This is a genomic window from Rhodomicrobium sp. (genome assembly GCF_047605405.1).
Lineage (GTDB): Bacteria > Pseudomonadota > Alphaproteobacteria > Rhizobiales > Rhodomicrobiaceae > Rhodomicrobium > Rhodomicrobium lacus.
Window position 1 is genome coordinate 1 of record NZ_JASGFR010000039.1, and the last position, 17,610, is coordinate 17,610.

Annotated in this window: 14 protein-coding genes and 1 tRNA gene; 8 read left to right on the forward strand and 7 right to left on the reverse strand. The window is 64.1% G+C overall.

What is annotated here, in order from left to right:
- Both QM659_RS13940 and QM659_RS13945 read right to left on the reverse strand, forming a co-directional pair.
- On the reverse strand, positions 1–1,017 hold a 1,017-nt coding region (locus tag QM659_RS13940), incomplete at its 3' end, for a PLP-dependent transferase (RefSeq protein ID WP_415188868.1).
- Positions 1,018–1,555: 538 nt separating this feature from the next.
- Positions 1,556–1,630: transfer RNA gene (locus tag QM659_RS13945), tRNA-Val, on the reverse strand.
- 186 nt (positions 1,631–1,816) lie between these two features.
- Here QM659_RS13945 and QM659_RS13950 point away from each other — a divergent pair.
- The 3 genes from QM659_RS13950 to cydB all read left to right on the forward strand — a co-directional run bounded on the left by QM659_RS13950 (position 1,817) and on the right by cydB (position 4,498).
- Positions 1,817–1,960, forward strand: coding sequence for a DUF3096 domain-containing protein (locus QM659_RS13950; RefSeq protein ID WP_127077352.1), 144 nt, complete (start codon positions 1,817–1,819; stop codon positions 1,958–1,960).
- Between the two features lie 105 nt (positions 1,961–2,065).
- A complete protein-coding gene (locus tag QM659_RS13955; RefSeq protein ID WP_415188869.1) occupies positions 2,066–3,472 on the forward strand; it encodes a cytochrome ubiquinol oxidase subunit I in 1,407 nt (468 codons plus the stop codon).
- Positions 3,473–3,484: 12 nt separating this feature from the next.
- Complete coding sequence (gene cydB, locus QM659_RS13960) at positions 3,485–4,498, forward strand: cytochrome d ubiquinol oxidase subunit II (RefSeq protein WP_415188870.1); 1,014 nt, start codon at positions 3,485–3,487, stop codon at positions 4,496–4,498.
- Here cydB and QM659_RS13965 read toward each other — a convergent pair.
- Entirely contained in the window at positions 4,492–5,103 is a 612-nt protein-coding gene (locus QM659_RS13965) for a cysteine hydrolase family protein (RefSeq protein WP_415188871.1), read from the reverse strand. The genes cydB and QM659_RS13965 overlap by 7 nt on opposite strands.
- Positions 5,104–5,187: 84 nt before the next feature.
- Between QM659_RS13965 and QM659_RS13970 the strand changes: the two genes are divergently transcribed.
- Together QM659_RS13970 and QM659_RS13975 are read left to right on the forward strand one after the other, a co-directional pair.
- A complete protein-coding gene (locus QM659_RS13970; protein WP_415188872.1) occupies positions 5,188–6,054 on the forward strand; it encodes a LysR family transcriptional regulator in 867 nt (288 codons plus the stop codon).
- Between the two features lie 76 nt (positions 6,055–6,130).
- On the forward strand, positions 6,131–7,294 hold the full coding sequence (locus tag QM659_RS13975; RefSeq protein WP_415188873.1) for a site-2 protease family protein: 1,164 nt from the start codon (positions 6,131–6,133) through the stop codon (positions 7,292–7,294).
- 81 nt (positions 7,295–7,375) lie between these two features.
- Here the strand turns inward: QM659_RS13975 and cpdR are convergent, their stop codons facing one another.
- Positions 7,376–7,735, reverse strand: a complete 360-nt coding sequence (cpdR, locus tag QM659_RS13980) for a cell cycle two-component system response regulator CpdR (protein WP_303485708.1) — start codon at positions 7,733–7,735, stop codon at positions 7,376–7,378.
- Positions 7,736–8,333: 598 nt separating this feature from the next.
- Between cpdR and QM659_RS13985 the strand changes: the two genes are divergently transcribed.
- From QM659_RS13985 to QM659_RS13995, 3 genes are all read left to right on the forward strand, one after another.
- Positions 8,334–10,472, forward strand: a complete 2,139-nt coding sequence (locus tag QM659_RS13985; protein ID WP_415188874.1) for a tetratricopeptide repeat protein — start codon at positions 8,334–8,336, stop codon at positions 10,470–10,472.
- A 251-nt stretch (positions 10,473–10,723) separates the two neighbouring features.
- Complete coding sequence (locus QM659_RS13990) at positions 10,724–11,638, forward strand: sulfite exporter TauE/SafE family protein (RefSeq protein ID WP_415188875.1); 915 nt, start codon at positions 10,724–10,726, stop codon at positions 11,636–11,638.
- A gap of 10 nt (positions 11,639–11,648) precedes the next feature.
- Positions 11,649–12,449, forward strand: a complete 801-nt coding sequence (locus tag QM659_RS13995) for a TIGR02186 family protein (RefSeq protein ID WP_415188876.1) — start codon at positions 11,649–11,651, stop codon at positions 12,447–12,449.
- A 74-nt stretch (positions 12,450–12,523) separates the two neighbouring features.
- On the opposite strand, the gene QM659_RS14000 is transcribed toward QM659_RS13995, so the two are convergent.
- The 3 genes from QM659_RS14000 to QM659_RS14010 all read right to left on the reverse strand — a co-directional run bounded on the left by QM659_RS14000 (position 12,524) and on the right by QM659_RS14010 (position 17,524).
- Positions 12,524–13,255 (reverse strand): metallophosphoesterase, encoded by a 732-nt coding sequence (locus QM659_RS14000; protein ID WP_303485697.1) that lies wholly within the window; start codon positions 13,253–13,255, stop codon positions 12,524–12,526.
- A gap of 233 nt (positions 13,256–13,488) precedes the next feature.
- Positions 13,489–16,542 (reverse strand): hypothetical protein, encoded by a 3,054-nt coding sequence (locus QM659_RS14005; RefSeq protein ID WP_415188877.1) that lies wholly within the window; start codon positions 16,540–16,542, stop codon positions 13,489–13,491.
- Between the two features lie 10 nt (positions 16,543–16,552).
- Positions 16,553–17,524: a hypothetical protein gene (locus QM659_RS14010; protein ID WP_415188878.1), complete on the reverse strand. Its 972-nt coding sequence runs from the start codon at positions 17,522–17,524 to the stop codon at positions 16,553–16,555.
- Positions 17,525–17,610: the final 86 nt, after the last annotated feature.

The following is a 17,610-nucleotide window of genomic DNA, read 5'->3' on the forward strand; positions in this document are numbered from 1 at the left end:
CACATCGTCTACACGCTGACGCGCTTCGCCGTTATGCAGGCCGGGATAGATGACGGCTTCGACCTTCGGGTGCCTGGAAAGAAAGTCGGCTGCGCGCGCGGCGTTTTCCGAGTGGCGCGCGATGCGAAGCGGCAGCGTTTCGAGCCCCTGGATGAGCTGGAAGGCGTTGTGCGGCGAGATCGCCGGACCGAGATCGCGCAACAGGCCGGCGCGGACCGCGAAAATATAGGCGATCGGCCCGAATGGCCGCGCGATATCGACCCAGGTGCGGCCGTTATAGGAGGGATCGGGCGCCGTCAGCAGCTTGTGGCGTTCCGCAAAGTCCTCCCACGGGAAATTGCCACCGTCGACGATCACGCCGCCGATCGTCGTGCCGTGGCCGCCGATATACTTGGTCGCCGAATGGACGACGATGGCCGCGCCGAGATCGAGAGGCCGGGCGATCAGCGGCGCGACCGTATTGTCGACGATCAGCGGAATGCCGAGCCCGCGGCCTGCTTCTGCCACCTCGCGGATCGGAAAGGCGTCCAGCTTGGGATTGCCAAGCGTCTCGCCGAAGAACAGCCGCGTGCGGTCGTCCGAAGCGCGAGCGAATGCGTCCGGGTCGGACGAATCGACGAAACGCGCCTCGACGCCAAACTGTTTCAGCCGGTTCGCGAAGAAGTTCCATGTCCCGCCATAGAGGCCCGTGCTGGTGACGATGTTGTCGCCCGCCTGAACAAGCGTAAGCACCGAGAGCGCGACAGCTGCCTGGCCAGACGCAAGTGCGAGCGCGGCAGCGCCATTTTCGATGGCCGCGACCCGTTGCTCCAGAACGTCCGAGGTCGGATTGCCGATGCGCGAATAGACGAAACCGATCTCGTCGAAATTCACGAGCCTGTCTGCGCGGTCGGTGCTCTGGAAGTCGAAGGACGTGCTCTGGTAAATGGGAACCGCCGTGGCGCGCGTGGCCGGGTCGACGCGCCACCCTCCGCCGTGAAGCGCAAGCGTGTCGTTATGCTTTGTAATGATCGTCATCGTAAGCCCCTTGCTGCAACATTGTGAATTTTATTTATATAATAAGTCAACTTTTTGATGTCATGCCGCCTTGGCGGTTCACGCGAGGTCGCCTGATAAAACCCTCGGCACCGCAAGCGAAAAGCCGCCGCTCGAATGCGCTGGAGGTTGCCGGGCGGTGCTGTCGAAATCGCGTAAATGCGCCTGCACAGCGCGGGTGAGCGAGCACAAGCCCGAATCGGCGACGAGACACGCGCCGCCGATGACAACGGCAGTCCGCCTTCTCGATGAGTGGCTTGAACGTCAGCACCGCCACCCTATCGCGGCCGCCTCGTCACGGAGGCAGGCATGACGGTTAATAGCACAGCTTCGCTCTCGGCGTGCCGGGGTCGCACCGGCAACTGCCATGATCAAAGCCGATCGCCAGCCGCGCGGCGGGCACAACGCCACAGCGGGAGCCGCAGAGACTCAGCTTGAATCCGCACGAATACCCTACACACGCGCGCGACAAGCAACTTCTCGGCCTCGCCGACGAAAGAGTCTTGATTGTAAGCTGGGATGGTGGACACGACAGGGATTGAACCTGTGACCCCTACGATGTCAACGTAGTGCTCTACCGCTGAGCTACGTGTCCGAACCGGTTGGCGGAAGCGTCTGGAACCGCGTTTCGGTCCCGCCTCGCCTTTGGAGCCGCTCTCATAGCACGCACGAAATCGCGCTTCAAGCGGACAATCGCCGGAACATGAGCTTGTCTTGCGACTTTTTCATACGGCCCTCGTCATTTCGGTCCGTCAGCACAGGAACCAACCGGAGGCATTTCATGAATGGCATTCCCTTGCAGCCCATTATCGCAATTCTCGCCGGCGTCCTTATCCTGCTCCGCCCCGCGCTCCTCAATTACGTCGTCGCTATCTATCTGATCCTTGTGGGTGTTTTGGGCCTCGTCGGCTCGCGACGCTTCTGACGCCACCGCCGCGCAGGGTTCGCGTGATTGCCTGACGGCCGCCCGGCGGATAGAGACGCCGCGCGAGCGACGGTTTGCCGCTCGCCGCATCGCAGGAGACCATCGATGGACTTCGGATTAGACGCGCTCCTTCTGGCCCGCATCCAGTTCGCCTTCACGGTGACGTTCCACATCATTTTTCCGGCGTTCACCATCGGGCTGGCGTCCTACATCGCGACGCTCGAAGCCATCTGGTATTTTCGCGGCGACGGCCGCTGTCATCGCCTCGCGCGGTTCTGGACCAAGATCTTCGCGGTTTCCTTCGCGATGGGCGTCGTCTCCGGCCTGCCGATGTCCTACCAGTTCGGCACGAACTGGAGCCGCTTTTCGGTGGCGACCGGCAATGTCATAGGGCCGCTCCTCGGCTACGAGGTGATGACGGCCTTCTTCCTCGAAGCGACGTTTCTCGGAATCATGCTGTTCGGCTGGAACCGGGTGCCGAAGGGCCTGCACTTCTTCGCCAGTTGCATGGTCGCCTTCGGCACGCTGCTGTCGGCATTCTGGATCTTGTCGGCCAATAGCTGGATGCAGTATCCCACCGGCCATGAGGTGCGCGACGGCATCGTCGTGCCGGTGGACTGGCTCGCGGTGATCTTCAACCCGACCTTCCCGCATCGCTTCGCGCATATGGTAACGGCGGCCTACATCACGACCGCAATCGTCGTGCTCTCGGTCGGCGCGCGCTACTGGCTTCAGAACCGCTATGCCGACGAAAGCCGCGTCATGGTGCGCATGGCGCTCGCGATGATTCTCGTTCTCGCGCCGCTGCAAGCCTTCATCGGCGACCAGCACGGCCTCAAGACGGCGCAATACCAGCCCGCGAAGCTCGCCGCCATGGAAGCGCATTGGGACGGTGCGAAGCCTGCGAGCCTTGTGCTGTTCGCGCTGCCCAACGCGCGGACGGAAACGAACGACTACGAAATCGCGGTCCCCAAACTCGGAAGCCTGATCATCACGCATGACTGGAACGGTCTCTTTCCGGGGCTGAAGGATTTCAAGCCGGAGGATCGCCCGCCGCTCTACATGCCGTTCTTCGGCTTCCGGCTGATGGTCGCCATCGGGCTCTGGTTCATCGCGCTGGCGGCCTTCGGCGGTGTCCTCTGGTGGCGCGGGCGGCTCTTCCAGAACCGAACTTTCATGCACGCCGCGAAATTCTCCTGGCCGCTCGGCTTCGTCGCCGTGATCGCGGGCTGGATCACGACGGAAGTCGGCCGCCAGCCGTGGATCGCGACCGGCCTCGTCCGCACATCGGAGGGAGTTTCGCCGGTGGCGTCGGGCGCGGTGGGAACCTCGCTCATCCTTTTCTTCTTCGTCTACCTGATCGTGTTCTCGGCGGGCATCGTCTACATCAACCGCCTGATCCACAAGGGCCCCGTGCTTCAGGGGCCGGAAGGGCTCGAAGAAGGCACGCCCGCGCGGCCGATCTCCGCGGCGACGGAAACCGGGCGCGGCCCCGCTCTCGAAGGCAAATGAGGAGGTCGCCCCATGGGTGAAATTGCGTATTGGCTGCCTCTCGTCTGGGCCGCGCTCATCGGCATCGCCATCGTCATGTATGTGCTGCTCGACGGGTTCGACCTCGGCATCGGCCTGCTGTTCCTGTCCGGCGCGAGCGAGGAGGAGCGCGACCACATGATGAACGCCATCGCGCCTTACTGGGACGGCAACGAGACATGGCTCGTGCTCGGCGGCGCGGGGCTGCTCGTCGCTTTCCCCCTCGCCTACGGCACGATCCTGCCCGCGCTCTATATTCCGATCGTCGTGATGCTGCTGGCCCTGGTCTTCCGGGGCGTCGCCTTCGAATTCCGCTTCGTGTCGAAGCCGCATCACCACTGGTGGGACCGCGCGTTCGCGCTCGGCTCGACGGTGGCCACCTTCGCGCAAGGCGTGGTGCTCGGCGGGTTCATGCAGGGCATTACCATCCAGAACCGCGAATTCGCGGGCGGCACGTTCGACTGGCTCACGCCGTTCTCGCTCCTTTGCGGCGCGGGGCTGATGGCGGGCTATATATTGCTGGGCTCCGCGTGGCTGATGATGAAGACGGACGCCGATCTCGCCCGCCGGTCGCAGCGCCACGCGGAATGGGCGCTGTACGCGACGCTGTTTTTCGTGGCGGCGGTGAGCCTCTGGACGCCGCTCATGTCCGGCCACATTGCCGAACGCTGGTTTCGCGGCGAGCACATCGTCTGGCTCTGGCCGGTGCCGTTCCTGACCGCCGTGACCGCGCTCGTCACCTATCACGGCGCGCGCAAGGGCTCGGGCCTGCAAACCTTCCTCGGCGGAATGGCGCTGTTTCTTCTCTGCTTCCTCGGGCTCGGAATCTCCGTCTTCCCCTATCTCGTCTTCCCGTCGATCACACTCTGGCAGGCGGCGGCCGTGCCGGAATCGCAGATCTTCTCGCTGATCGGCGCGCTCCTGTTCCTGCCGCTCGTGCTCGGCTACACTGCCTTCGTCTACTGGACCTTCCGGGGCAAGGTCACGGAGGGCGAAGGCTATCACTGAGCCGCGATGATCTCACCGACGGTCGCGATGCAAGCCTGACGGTCGCCCAGCCCTGCGAGTTCGGCTTCATGCAGCACCTTCGCTGGAACAACCTGGCCGCCCAACGGAAGGTCGCGGGTTGCGCAGGCATCGGCCGCCACCGTGATCTCATGGCCATGATCGAACGCCGCGCGAACCGTGGACGACACGCAATTGTGCGTCATGAAGCCCGCAACGACGATCTTTGCACCCGCACTGCCGACATGCTCGGCGAGGTTCGTCCCGTGAAACCCGTTCGCGAGCGTCTTCTCGACGACCGCTTCGCCCGGAAGCGGCGCAAGGTCGGGCATGAAAGCCCCACTTTCAGCCTCGCGGTCGAACGGGCTGCCCGCAGGCCCGCGATGGGCGATGTGCACGATCTTCGCGCCCGCGCGCCGCGCTTCGGCCAGCAGAACCCCCGCGCGCTCGACGGCCTCGTCGATACCCGCGAGCCTGAGCGGCCCGGCGCGATAGACGTTCTGCGCATCGATGAGGATCACGACGGCATCGGACAGGCGCGGCGGCGTCGGTCTGAGGCCGGACAGGTCAAAGAGCGTGAGCGGCGCATCTGTGGCAGGCGACGGCATGACAAACCTCCTATGCAAAGCCTCGGCTCATGATATGGCTCTTCGAAAATGCCGGAAATCCGCAATATTCGGAGTTGTATCTGCATGGATGCAGAGCGCTGGGCCGATCTCGAAATCCTCACGCATATCGCCGGGCTCGGCACGCTGAGCGCGGCGGCGCGCGCCCTCGGCGTGAACCAGACCACCGTCGCCCGCCGGCTGAAGGCGCTCGAACGGCGCATCGGCACGGCGCTTTTCGATCGCGTCGATGGCAGGCACGTGCCGACCCCCGCGCTCGAAACCGCGCTCGGCCGACTTCGGGCGATGTCGGAGGAAGCCTCGCTCGCGGTCGCAGCCCTCAAGCGCGCGAAAGCGGAGGTTCAAGGCAATGTCCGCGTGACGAGCATCGGCTTCATCCTGGCCCGCGTGCTGGCCCCCTCCCTTGGCGTCTTCGCGGCACGACACCCCGGCATCGTGCTCGACTTCGTCGCCGACGATCAGGCGCTGAGCTTTACAAGGCGCGAAGCCGACATCGCGCTGCGGTTCGGGCGAACAGCGGAGGATACGACCCTCGTCAGGAAAATCGGCGCGATCCGCTTTCGGCTCTACAGGCCCGCGCATCTCGCAAGCGGAGGCGATCTCCCCGTCATCCGTTACGGCAACGCGCTCGCGCATGTGGCGGAGATGCAGGCGCTGGAGAAGGCGCGGCCAGCGGCGCGTGTCGCCTTCACCGCCAACAAGCTCGACATCGTGGCGGAAGCCGCGCTTTCGATGGGCGCGGAGGCGATGCTTCCCGAACGTTTCGCGCGCGACGATCCGCGTTTTGCCGTCGCGCCCGGCGAACCCGCCTTTGCGGACCGTCACGCCTGGCTTATGATCCATCCCGAAAGAGCACGCGTTCCGAGCGTTTCTTTCGCCGCCGCATGGGTTGAGGAAACGGTGCGCGACTGGGTGCGCTCTCGAAACGCTTGAACTTCGCGGCACACCGTTTCACATATCGTGAGCGGGCGGTTACATCTGCGCCGCCGATCCCCGCTTTGGAGCACACATGTTCGCGGCACGGTTCAATCTTTTCACGCTTCTCGGCTTCCGCGTCGTCATCGATGTCACGTGGTTTTTTCTCGCCTTCTACCTCGTCGTGACCCTGGCAACGCGGTATTTCCCCGGCGTGGTGCCGCATCAGAACTCCTATCTGTACATGGCTATGGGCATAGCGGGTGGGGCGGGCCTTTTCATCTCGATCGTCCTGCACGAACTCGCGCATGCTTACGTGGCACGCCGCTTCGGCCTTCCCGTCGGCGACATCACGCTGTTCATCTTCGGCGGCGTCGCGGAGATACGTCAGGAACCGAAAACCCCCCGCGCTGAGTTCTGGGTGGCGCTCATGGGCCCGGTGGCGAGCGTCGGCCTTGCAGCCCTGTTTTATGCCCTCATGGTCGAATCCGCGGCCGCACATCCCGCCGCGTCCGGCGTGTTCTCGTTCCTGGCGCTGGCGAATACGATGCTCGCGCTGTTCAACCTCGCGCCGGCGTTTCCGCTCGATGGCGGGCGCATCATGCGCTCGCTCATCTGGTGGCGGACAGGCAATCTGAGGCGCGCCACGCGTATCTCGGCGTCGTTCGGGTCGGTTTTCGGTGCTTTCCTCGTCGTGATCGGGCTGTTGCAGATCGTAAACGGCAACATGATGGGCGGCACGTGGCTGCTTCTCATCGGCCTGTTCGTCGCGGCAGCGGCGTCGCAGGCACGCGGCGTAAACAACGCGGCCGAGAACCTGCGCGGCGTCCACGTCGACGACCTGATGGAGCGCAGCCCTGTGACGGTCGCTCCCGACCTCACCGTCGAGCAGCTCGTCCGGGACACGATCTACCCGCACAACCGGAAATTCGTTGTCGTGACGGAAGGCGGCCGGGCTTTCGGCTTCATCGGCCCCGAGCAGATCAGGCGAGTGCCGGAGGCCGAGTGGCCCGAAACCTATGTCCGGGCCATCGCCGAGCCGTTCACCTTCGGCACCGTCGTCGCCCCGACGGCAACAGCCTTCGAAGCGCTGCGCAAGCTTCAGGCAAACAGCAGCCGCCATCTCGCCGTGCTCGAAGGGACGACGCTTCTCGGCACGCTGTCCGAAACCGACTTCCTGAACTACGTCACGCTGCGGGAAGAGCTGGCCCTGCCCAAGAAGGCAGCCGCGCCGGAACCTGCGACCTCCGGCAATTGAGTTCGAGCGAAGCCGATACCATAGTTCGCTCGAACCCGCTGCTAGCTCTGCTGCCGGGATAAAGGCGCGACCGGCCGCCGATCAGGCAGCCAGCATGCGATCCACCTCGCGCACCAGATCCTTCAGGTGGATCGGCTTCGACAGGATGCGCGCCTTCTCGGGCGCTTCCCTGTAGTGTTGAAGCGCGACCGCGGCGAAGCCCGTTATGAACATGATCTTCATTTCCGGGTCGAGTTCGGCACCGCGCTTGGCAAGCTCGATGCCATCCATCTCCGGCATGACGATATCCGTTAAAAGGAGCGTGACCCGCTTCTCCTTCAACCCCTCAAGCGCGTCCGCGCCGTTGTCGTAAGACACCACCTCATAGCCCGCGCGCTCCAGAGCCTTAGACAGGAAACGCCGCATCGAATCGTCATCTTCCGCCAGCAATATCGTAAACATGGCACCCGTACTCGAAATCAAGACGCATTCCGCTCGACCGTCACCGCAGCCGAACAGCTTTCAATCGACGTTTATCTCATCTTGAGACAAATGCGATCCTCAACCTTGTCTTAACCTTACCAGAGTGCAAACGCCCGCTAGCCCCTTGGCTTCCCGACGTTTTTCCGAACCTGAAGATCCTTCCCCGGCGCCAGACGGTAACCAATATGCGGAAACTCTGACGGTCGTGTCCTCGCTCAAGCCGGGCACGCAGTCACCGGCGTTGCATCCCGGACTCGGTCTTCGGCTAATTGACCCGATGAGAACTCCATCGCTGGCAAACGGGGGGGAATCGGCGCAGAATCCCCCTCGCTTTCACGGCTGCGCCAGCGTGATTCGAAGCTCGATTGGCGGCAGGCTCCCGAAAGCTCTCCGGGACAATTTATCCTGTTTTTACCGTGCGTTTACCTCATGTTTGCAGTTCGTCTGCTAGAGAGAGACGCATGCGCGTATCGTGTTGCGGTTCGGGATTTTCACTTCGACGTACGGCTCAGGGCCAAAAGGCGACGAGCGTGTTTCCATCGGTATGGCGGGACAGGACAACGTGAAAAAAGGCCGCTTGGAAAACGGCGACCTCGATGTCGAAAACACCCGCGACAGGCGCGCGGCGTGGGATGTCGTGCCCGATGGCGAGCGCAGTTCTCCGTTTCCCCGCATCGATTCCCCCTCCGCGCCCGCAGAGCGCTCTCCCAGTCAGGAGCAAACGTCTCCTTACCCGCTGTTCGACGACGACAGAGAGGCGGAATCGCAGCTTTACGCCTATCTCGAAAAGATGCGCGCGCCGCGGCCGAAGGGCTTTCCGCCGATGGACGAGCTGACTTCGCGCCTCGGCGAGTTTTCGTTGCCCAACGTCGCTGAAGCCCCGCATTCAGAGCCGTTCGTGCGCACCGGTGAGACGTCCGCGCCGCGCCAGACTGCGGAACTCGCATGGTTCGAACAGAAATTCTCCGAGCTTAAATCCGCCTTCGTGCGGCAGGAAGTCGACAAGAGCGAAATCGTCTCCATCAACGAAAGGCTCGCTGAAATTATCGCGCGGGTCGATCGGCTTGCCGAGGCGATGCCCGGCGAGCAAACCATGGTCGCGGTCGAGACGAAGCTTCAGGATCTCTCGCGCTCGCTCGACGCCACGCGCAAGCAGACGTCATCCGACGCGGAACGCATCGCGCTTGCCGCAAAGGAAATTCTCGTCGCGACCGGCCGCGCCGAAGCCGCAAGGGATGGCTTTGAGACGGCCGCGCGGCACACTGTCAGGGAACTTGGCCAGACGGTTGCCGTGGCCGCGTCGCGAGCCGCTGTCGTGACCGCCGAACACATCGCGGCGGCCCTTCACGAAACCGGCGATGTCGGCGGCATAGGCCGCGTGGAAAACGAACTTCGCGCGCTCAACGCCCAGTCCCGTGAAAGCGGCGAACGTACAGCCGCCGCGCTGGAACGCGTGCACGATACGCTCCGCCTGTTTCTAGAGCGCGATCAGTTGGGAGACCGGATCAACGCAGCCTTTGCGCCGCCGGCTCCGACGCCAGCGCCGCCGCCTGCCCAGAAACGTCGTGCCGGTGTTCACATGCCCATCGCCTCGGGCGCTCCGGCCTATACGCGGCCCGACGCCGATTTCGGGTCTGCTCCGACACAAAAGCCGCAGCTCGGCTCCATCACAAGCCGCCCGGCTACAGGGGCGAATGCGAATTTGTTGCGCCAACTCGAAGAGGCGGATCGGAGGCTGCAGGCGACCGGCCAAGAAGCAGGGGAACGGCAGCAACAAGGCGCCAAGGGCTCGCTTTTCTCCGACGACGACAAGACGTTGCCTCTGGTCGGACTGTCGATCGTCGCCATTGTGCTTTTGATCGCCAGCGCCGTTCTCTACTATCTTCACTATCAGGCAAAGCGACCCGCCTCGCAGATCCCGGGCGCCGCCCGGACCGGCATCGCGCAACTCGCAGCGCCCCAGGAGACGCAGCCGCTGCTGGCGCCAAAGACAGCCGACGCAAACGCGCAGAATCGCGCGCCCTTGTCGAAATCGCCGACCACCACGCACTTTCTTCCCTCGCTCCTGTCCGCCTCGGATCAGGACGGCGAGCCGCTCAGGAACGAAGACCTGCAGGAGTTGACGAACGCAGCGAGCCGTGGCGACCGTGAAGCCCAGTTTCGGATCGCAAGCCGCTTTCTGAGGGAAGAAAACGGCCAGAGCGATCCCGCAGCGGCTTCCCGCTGGCTCGCGCGCGCGGCCGAACAGGGCCACGCCGAATCGCAATTCGTGCTCGCTTCGCTGTATGAACGCGGTGCCGGCGTTCCGAAGAGTGAAGACCAGGCCGTGGGCCTCTATCGCCGTGCAGCCGCCGCCGGTCATGTGCGAGCCATGCACAACCTCGCCGTGCTGCTGACGGCACATGAAACGCCCGATGATTACAAGCAGGCGGCAGCGCTGTTTACCGCCGCTGGCCAGGCCGGTTTGACCGACAGTCAGTTCAACTTGGCTTTGCTTTACGAACGTGGGCTCGGCGTCGCCAAGGATTATCAAAAGGCCTTCTTCTGGTATGAGGTCGCCTCGCGCGAGGGAGACAAGGAGGCGATCCGCTCTGCCGAACGCGTCAAGCATCTGCTTTCGGCGGCGGAGACGCAGGCGGCGCAGGAAAAGGCGGGGACGTGGCAGCCTTCGGTGCAGCAATGGCCGCGCGTGGCGAACGGCGCCGGGCGCAGCTGAGCCTTTTTCGCTGACCAGGGTGGATCGTTCGCCCGTTCTGCCGGATAGCCGCGCCCTCAAGCGTCTCGAATCGCAAGATGGCTGCGACCCTTCGGAGTGATGCAACTCGGTCGGAACACGGGCTCCCACCTTTCAGGAGACGCCGCACCCAAAGGCTGCAACAAGCGCCTCGGCTTTTCGCGTGACGATTTTCGCCCTCTCCGCTAAAACCGCCATAGCTTCCAGCCGCCTCGTGCCGGTTCCGATCTCTCATGCAGATCTATCTCCCCATTGCCGAATTGCCGGTCAACGTGCTGCTCATGCTCGGGCTCGGCGGCGCGGTCGGCTTCCTGTCCGGGATGTTCGGCGTTGGCGGCGGATTTCTCATGACCCCGCTTCTGATCTTCGCGGGCGTGCCGAGTGCCGTTGCGGTCGCGACGGGTGCAAACCCGCTCATCGCGTCATCGATCACCGGGACGATCGCGCAGGCGCGACGCAAGAACCTCGACACGAAGCTCGGCCTGTTTCTGCTCGGCGGCGGCGCGGTCGGCGCTTTCGTGGGCGTGCTCATCATTCGCTATTTGCGCCAGATCGGGCAAGTAGACCTGTTCGTTTCGCTTCTCTATGTCGTTTTCATGGGGGCGGTCGGCTCCATGATGCTGGTCGAGAGCCTGCGCGCGCTGCGCAAGGTGAGGCGCGGCCAGCCATCTGCGAAGCGCACGGGGCGGCACGGCTGGTTGCACGGCCTGCCCTTCAAGACGCGCTTTCCGGCATCGAAGCTCTATATCAGCGCCATCCCGCCCGTACTGGCGGGCGTGCTCGTCGGCGTGATGTCCGGCGTCATGGGCGTCGGCGGCGGATTCATCCTCGTGCCCATCCTCATCTATCTCCTGCATGTGCCGACCAATGTCGCGGTCGGCACCTCGCTGTTCCAGATCATCTTCGTCAGTGCCATCACGACGGTCCTTCAGGCCGCCATGAACCAGACCGTCGACATTGCGCTCGCCCTCCTGTTGATGCTCGGCGGCGCGTTCGGCGCGCAGGTCGGTGCGGCGGCAGGGCAGAAGCTTCGGGCGGAGGAACTGCGGCTCTTGCTGGCGCTGCTCGTGCTCGCGGTCGGCCTGAGGCTTGGCGTCAATCTTGTCATGCCGGGCGAAATCTTCAGCGTCACGAGCGCCGGGTTCTGACATGCGAGGCATGATCGCCGCAGTTGCGCACGAACTGAGACGGATTGCCCTTCCGGCCGCGCTCGCAATGGCCGCATTCAGCACCGGCGCAGCGGCCTCGGCAAACCTCATCGAGGCGGGCGCCGCGCAAAATCAGTTCTACATCGAGCCCAGCTATGACGGCACGAGCATCGTGCTGTTCGGCGCCGTCGACCGGGACCGGCTGAAGAGCGAGCCTTTCGACGTCGCGGTGACCCTTCGCGGCCCCGTTCAGCCCGTCATCGTCTGGAAAAAGGATCGGCGCGCGGGATTGTGGGTGAACTCGCAACGCCTGATCTTCGACGGCGTACCGAACTATTTCTCCGTTCTTTCCACGCGCCCCCTCGGCGAGATCGCGGCCGTTGAGGAGCGCGACAGGTTCGAGTTGGGGATCGACGTCTTGAGTCTGCCGATTCGCGACGAACAGAAGAACCCGCCGTCGAAACTCACCCGGTCGGAATTCGAGGCGGCGCTCATACGTCAGAAGAAGGCGGCGGGGCTGTTCGTGGAGGAGGCGCGCGCCATCGACTTTTTCGGCGTCAGCCTGTTCAGGACGAAGACATTTCTGCCCGCAGCCGCCGGACCGGGGCTTTACGTGGCGCATTTCTATGTGCTGCAGGGGGGAAAGGTTGTCGGCGATGCGACGGCGCGCATAAGGCTGCGCAAGATCGGGATCGAGGCGAGGGTTTCGTCTGCGGCCTCGGAACATCCGTGGCTTTATGGGGTCATTGCGGTTGTGCTCGCGGCGGCAGTCGGTGGCGCAACGTCGTTTCTGACCGGTCGCAGGACATAAGGCGATTGCCGCAAAAAAATCCCGGAAGCGCGTGCGCCTCCGGGATTGGCATGCCCCCATGCATTCGGAAATCTTCAGGCCGCGCGGTCTTCCATGAGCTGCGGCGACGCCACCGGATTCACGCGCTCCTGCGCGATGAACCAGACATAAAGCCCGCCCTGCCCGAGAAGCGGGTCGAACGCGGAATTCAGCACATTGTTGCCGTGCGAGTAGTCGCCGAGCGACGGCAGCACCATGCGCATGCCGTTCGAGACGAAGCAGCGGCCGCGCACCATATGCCCGTAATGCGAAACCTGCGCGACCGGATGCAGGCCGCCTGCGATCTCGTTCGCGATGGGCGCGCGCACGGGCTCACCGCGAAACTTGATGCCGCCCAGCATGAGCTGCGGCACCAGCGTTCCACCCACGTCGGGCGTCTCGGTAAGGTCGTTTGTCACCCAATACCAGTCGCGGCCTTCCATCATGTCCTGAAGCCAGTCGCGCTGATGATGGGCCAGCGCACAGGATGAATGCACCGCGAAGCTGTTGCCGAGCGCCACAACGCGAAGCGGGTCGTAGCGGTCAAGCGCGTCTTCAAGCTTTTCAAAGGCGGATGCCTGATCGTAAGGCGGCAGGACGACGTCGTCGCCCTCAAGGTATGAGCATTGAGACAGCTTCAGGTCTGCGACGATGAGCGTATTTTCCGCAGGCCAGTAGAGAGCGCCGGTTGGATCGGCGACGAAAGATTTGCCACCGAGAAGAATTCTAGAAGCGCCCGAGTCTTGAAATAACGCGGTTGCGTCGCGCGCAAGCGTTGCAGCAAGCATTCCTTTTTGCCCTCAGCAGGCCGGCGATAAACTCAAGCCGAAACCCGCACGCGCCGTCCGGGAATACGCCGCACAACGGACATGCATTGACTGTGAAACACAGCGGACGATGACTGATTCGCGAGCCTTATGTTACAAAAAAATTACTTCAGTTCACATTCGCGCAATCATGGCGAGATCTTGGCTCATGTTGCGATATCGCCACATTGTTGCCATCGAAATCGCGCTGCCGTTCAGGCAGCTTTCGTGCTCTGCGCGGTGCGCATGAAATAGGGCAGAAGCCGGAACCGCGCATAGGGGAGATAATGCTGGTTCTGGATCAGCCCCTCGAATTGCGTGAGGCGTTCCAGGACGCCATGGAGATGCGCCGCTTCGGGACCGGTGTTCGCCCCGCATAGCGCACGCACCACCGCCTTCTTGTGATCCGGCTGCTGATTTTTCAGATAGATCTTGGTGTCGAGGGCGCCCGACAGATCCGGCGGCAGATCGCCCGGATATTGCGTGCCGATGGCGATGCCTGCGCCGAACGCCCTGCCCTCGCGCGCGAGGCTTTCGAGGTGCGACGAGTTCGCGACGCGCCACGCCTCGTCCACCACAAGAAGGCGCGTCAGCTTGCGGGGCTGCACGCGGCGCAAAAGCACGCCGTGCAGGCGAATGATGATGAGTTCGGCGAGCGCGGCCTTGATCTCGTCCGTCGGCAGCGCGAACAGCGACAGCACCAGCCGCTCGTCGAGCATCGCCTCGAACGGCACCGGCAATTCGTCCGACTTCGGGAACAGGCCGAGTTCGAACAGCGGCGCGATGCGGTCGAGAAGGCTGATCGCCTGCGGGTTCTTGGCCTCCTTCTGCTCTTCGAGGATAGCCACGACATCATCGAAGCTGGGTGGGCGAATGGACTCCGCCTCGACCCAACGCTGGGGATTGATGCCGCGCCGCTCGAAAGCTTCCTTCATCGCGTCGCGCAGGATCGCCGTCTGCCGGTCGCCCAGGCCGAAGACGCGCTTCAGCACGCCCGTGATGGTGAAGATGTGCTCGATAGGCTGCGCCAGACCGTCTTCGCTGGCGGACGGCATGAGCGGATTGAACGGGATGCCGAAGCGCCGCACGTCGTGCACCTTCAGCCCGATGGCCTGCACGAAGCTGCGTTCGGAATAGTCGTTCTTGAAGTCGAAGATGCAGATCGGGTAGCCGAGGCTCGCCACGCCATCGATCAGCACGTTCAGCGTCTGTGTCTTGCCCGAGCCCGGATCGCCCGTGACGAGAATGCCGAAGTTCAGAAGCTTCGCTTCGGTCTCGAACGGCGCCCAGTGGATCGGGCCGCCGTCCTCATGGGTGCCGAGCATGACGGCGGGCGCGGAAGGCTGACGGCGGCGCGGCGGGGCCGGAGGCGGCGGCGGCGCTTCCTTCGGCGCGGCCTTCTCCTTCTCGCTCGCAGCTTCGTCCTCGTCCTCGGCGGGCGCGCCCACGTAGGGAAACTGCACGATATCCCAAAGCGAAACCGCCTTCGTAAGCGGCCGCGATTCCCGCTGCCAATCCTCGAAGCCCGGCAGATCCTTGCACATGCGGAAGAAGTGGCGGGCCGAATCGAGCCGCTCCCAGCACAGCATTTCGAAGTGGGGCACGACGATCCCCTGCATGTCGCAGGCCTCCCGCAGAAGCGGCGCGATGAAGCGGCCCGTCTTCGGCAGGCGTCCCCCGCGCGGACGCACGATCACCGGGCGCGAGCCGTTCACACTGCGCAGGAAATTGCGGATTTCCTCGGCCAGCGGCGCGCCGCGTCCCTCGTTGCAGAGCGCGATCTCGCGGCGCTCGATGCTTTGCCCATCCTTCTGAAAATCGGCTTCGATGACCACGGTGCCGGTACGGCCGCGCACGCTGCGCCGCGTCTTGATGGCATCGACCCCATCGATCTCCGGCGCGCAGGCCTGCACGGCCCATTCGAGGATTTCCGCCTGCTGAAGGCCGTTGCCGACCGAAGGCTGAACCACACGGGATGTGAGTTCTCCATGCCACTTGTCGTCGAAATTGATGCCCGGCGCGGCCGGCGCGGAAACAACGAGCGGCGTTTCGACAAGCGGCGCGGGCGGCGGGGGCATGTCATCGATATCGGGAATACGCCCGATCTGAAGATAGACGCGGCGGAATTGCTGGATCAGTTCGAAGACATAGCGCGGCGTCTGGGCGCCGAGTTCGTCGATCATCCAGGCGGGGAAAGGATGAAGCGGCTCGGCCGGATCGAGCTTCGCCCCGGTTCGGGCAAAAAGCTCCATCAGCCGCCGGCGCAGCATCGACTCGGCCTGACGGCGACCGAGCGGCTTCAGGCGCACCGGCATCGCGCCGAAGCGCTCCAGCCTGTCGCGGATCGAGCCGTCGATGCCGTCCGCGATGGTGTCGTAAAGCGCTGGCAGCACGGCATAGGCAACGGCAAGCGGCGGCAGCGTCTCGGCCAGAAGCGCGCCCCGGCTGAAGAGATGGCGCAGGCGCTGCTCCCATCCCGCCACGCGGCTCTGTTCAAGTTGATCGAACGCGAGGAACAGCGTGCCGCCCGTCGCACCGATGACGTGGACAAGCGCATCGATGTGGCCGCGCGGGATATAATCCTCGACGCCCTGCATGAGACGCACGCCGCCGACGCTGACATTCAGCGGCTGACCGCGCAGATAGGAGAAGGAATCGTCGTCGCCCGCCGCGGCCCCGAGCAGCGCCGTGACGAAGGCTTCGGACGGTACCGGCAAATGCGATTCGCGCTGGAGCGCGGCGCGGATGGAAACGATGAGCGGGCGAAGGTCGAAATCGCGGATGTCGCCGTGTTCGTCGAGAACCTCGCGGCAGAACTGGGTCACGAGCGCCGGGTCGCCGCGCTGGAGGAGCGACGCGGCGAGGCGCGTCAGCGGCGACGGCGCGCCGGCATCCACGAGATAGCGTTCCGACAGGCGCGAGACGATCGCGCGCAACAGCCACGCATCGAGATCCTTCTCCGCGACGAGATCCACCATCGGGAAGAGCGCCGCGTAGACGCCGCCGCCTTGATGCATGCGCCGGATGGCGGTGAGGAGCGTGTGTGTCTTGCCGGTGCCGGTCGCGCCCTTGATGAGCATCACGCGCGAGGCCGGGTCCGGGTTCTGCGCGCGAGCCTGCGCGACAATCGACGAAAGCCCCTCGTCCGCGTCGGTCTCGATTTCGGCCACGTCCAGCCGCTCTTCGTCCGCCGCTCCGGCGAGCGAGGCTACAGCGCTGAAAACGCGGTCGAATTCGGGGCTTTCGAAAGCCTTGAGGCGGAGATCCATGATTGTCGCGTTACATCCATTGATTGACGATGAAGTGGCGTTCGTCGCGTCCGAGACGCAGGCGGGAGCGTTCCTTCAAGTTCGGGTCGAGGGGGCCGGCGATGTCGTACCGTTCGAGGTCGAGAAGCCCTTCGCGCGCGGCCTCGGCGAGATGTTGCTTGAATTCGTCGAGCGTGCCAAGCGCGAGCCCGGCGGCAAGTCCGGCATCGTAAACCTGTGCGATCGCGACACGGCCGATATAAGGCCGGGTTTCAAGGTGCAGGGCGAGCTTCCTGACCGAGTCGGCGAATCCGTCCAAGCGAAATGCCTCCTTCGTCTCGGCCGCCCCCTTCTCTTCCGGCTTCAGCGCGGCCCGGATGAGCGTTGCACTGAGATCGGCGAGAGTTCCCGCCGGGCCCTTGAAGGCCGACGACAGGAGGGCGGCATCGGCTTCGAGCACTGTACCCGAGTCGAGGCCGGCGAAGGCGAGATAGATGCGGCGGCTCATCGGATCGAAGGAAAACGACCGCTGAGGCCGGAGGAGATGGATGGTGAAACGGTCCCCGAGTGCGAGAAGAATCAGGCGCAGAAGCTCGCAGCGCACCTCGCCGCGCGACGGCGACACCGCGCGCATGTCGAGGCCGTAGAGCGTGCGCAGCGCCACCGCTCCGAGGTCGGCGCGGGCGCGGACGCCGTTTGCGGCTTCGGCGGCACCGAGCGCCTTGAGCGCAAGCGCGCGCCTGGCATCCGCCCAGCTGGCCGATGCGGACTGTGCGGCGCGCAGCATGCTGCCGTCTTCGATAATGGCGCGGGACGCGATGGCGGCTTCCAGTGCGGGTTCGGCGAGGGAGAATTCGGCCAGCGCATCGAGCGCCTCGGCCTTCGGGCAACCGTCTCGGCGCGAGCCGACATGCGCCACAACGATCTCGATCGGCGAGATCGGCTTCAGGCATTTCGGATTCGCTTGCGGCGGCAGTCGCGCGTCATCTCGCTTTATCGTCATAATGCGCGGCCCGCGTCGTTTGCGAATTCATCCTCCGATACTCAACCCTTTGTTCAGATTAACTGATTCGTAACGAACGCGAAAGC

What these genes read in the sequence shown, in the direction of transcription:
- QM659_RS13995 (WP_415188876.1), top strand. Translation starts at nt 11,649, where the DNA reads ATGATCGCCGCAGTTGCGCACGAACTGAGACGGATTGCCCTTCCGGCC.
- QM659_RS14005 (WP_415188877.1), bottom strand. Translation starts at nt 16,542, where the DNA reads ATGGATCTCCGCCTCAAGGCTTTCGAAAGCCCCGAATTCGACCGCGTT.
- QM659_RS13970 (WP_415188872.1), top strand. Translation starts at nt 5,188, where the DNA reads ATGGATGCAGAGCGCTGGGCCGATCTCGAAATCCTCACGCATATCGCC.
- QM659_RS13955 (WP_415188869.1), top strand. Translation starts at nt 2,066, where the DNA reads ATGGACTTCGGATTAGACGCGCTCCTTCTGGCCCGCATCCAGTTCGCC.
- QM659_RS13965 (WP_415188871.1), bottom strand. Translation starts at nt 5,103, where the DNA reads ATGCCGTCGCCTGCCACAGATGCGCCGCTCACGCTCTTTGACCTGTCC.
- QM659_RS14010 (WP_415188878.1), bottom strand. Translation starts at nt 17,524, where the DNA reads ATGACGATAAAGCGAGATGACGCGCGACTGCCGCCGCAAGCGAATCCG.
- QM659_RS13990 (WP_415188875.1), top strand. Translation starts at nt 10,724, where the DNA reads ATGCAGATCTATCTCCCCATTGCCGAATTGCCGGTCAACGTGCTGCTC.
- QM659_RS13975 (WP_415188873.1), top strand. Translation starts at nt 6,131, where the DNA reads ATGTTCGCGGCACGGTTCAATCTTTTCACGCTTCTCGGCTTCCGCGTC.
- cpdR (WP_303485708.1), bottom strand. Translation starts at nt 7,735, where the DNA reads ATGTTTACGATATTGCTGGCGGAAGATGACGATTCGATGCGGCGTTTC.
- cydB (WP_415188870.1), top strand. Translation starts at nt 3,485, where the DNA reads ATGGGTGAAATTGCGTATTGGCTGCCTCTCGTCTGGGCCGCGCTCATC.
- QM659_RS13950 (WP_127077352.1), top strand. Translation starts at nt 1,817, where the DNA reads ATGAATGGCATTCCCTTGCAGCCCATTATCGCAATTCTCGCCGGCGTC.
- QM659_RS14000 (WP_303485697.1), bottom strand. Translation starts at nt 13,255, where the DNA reads ATGCTTGCTGCAACGCTTGCGCGCGACGCAACCGCGTTATTTCAAGAC.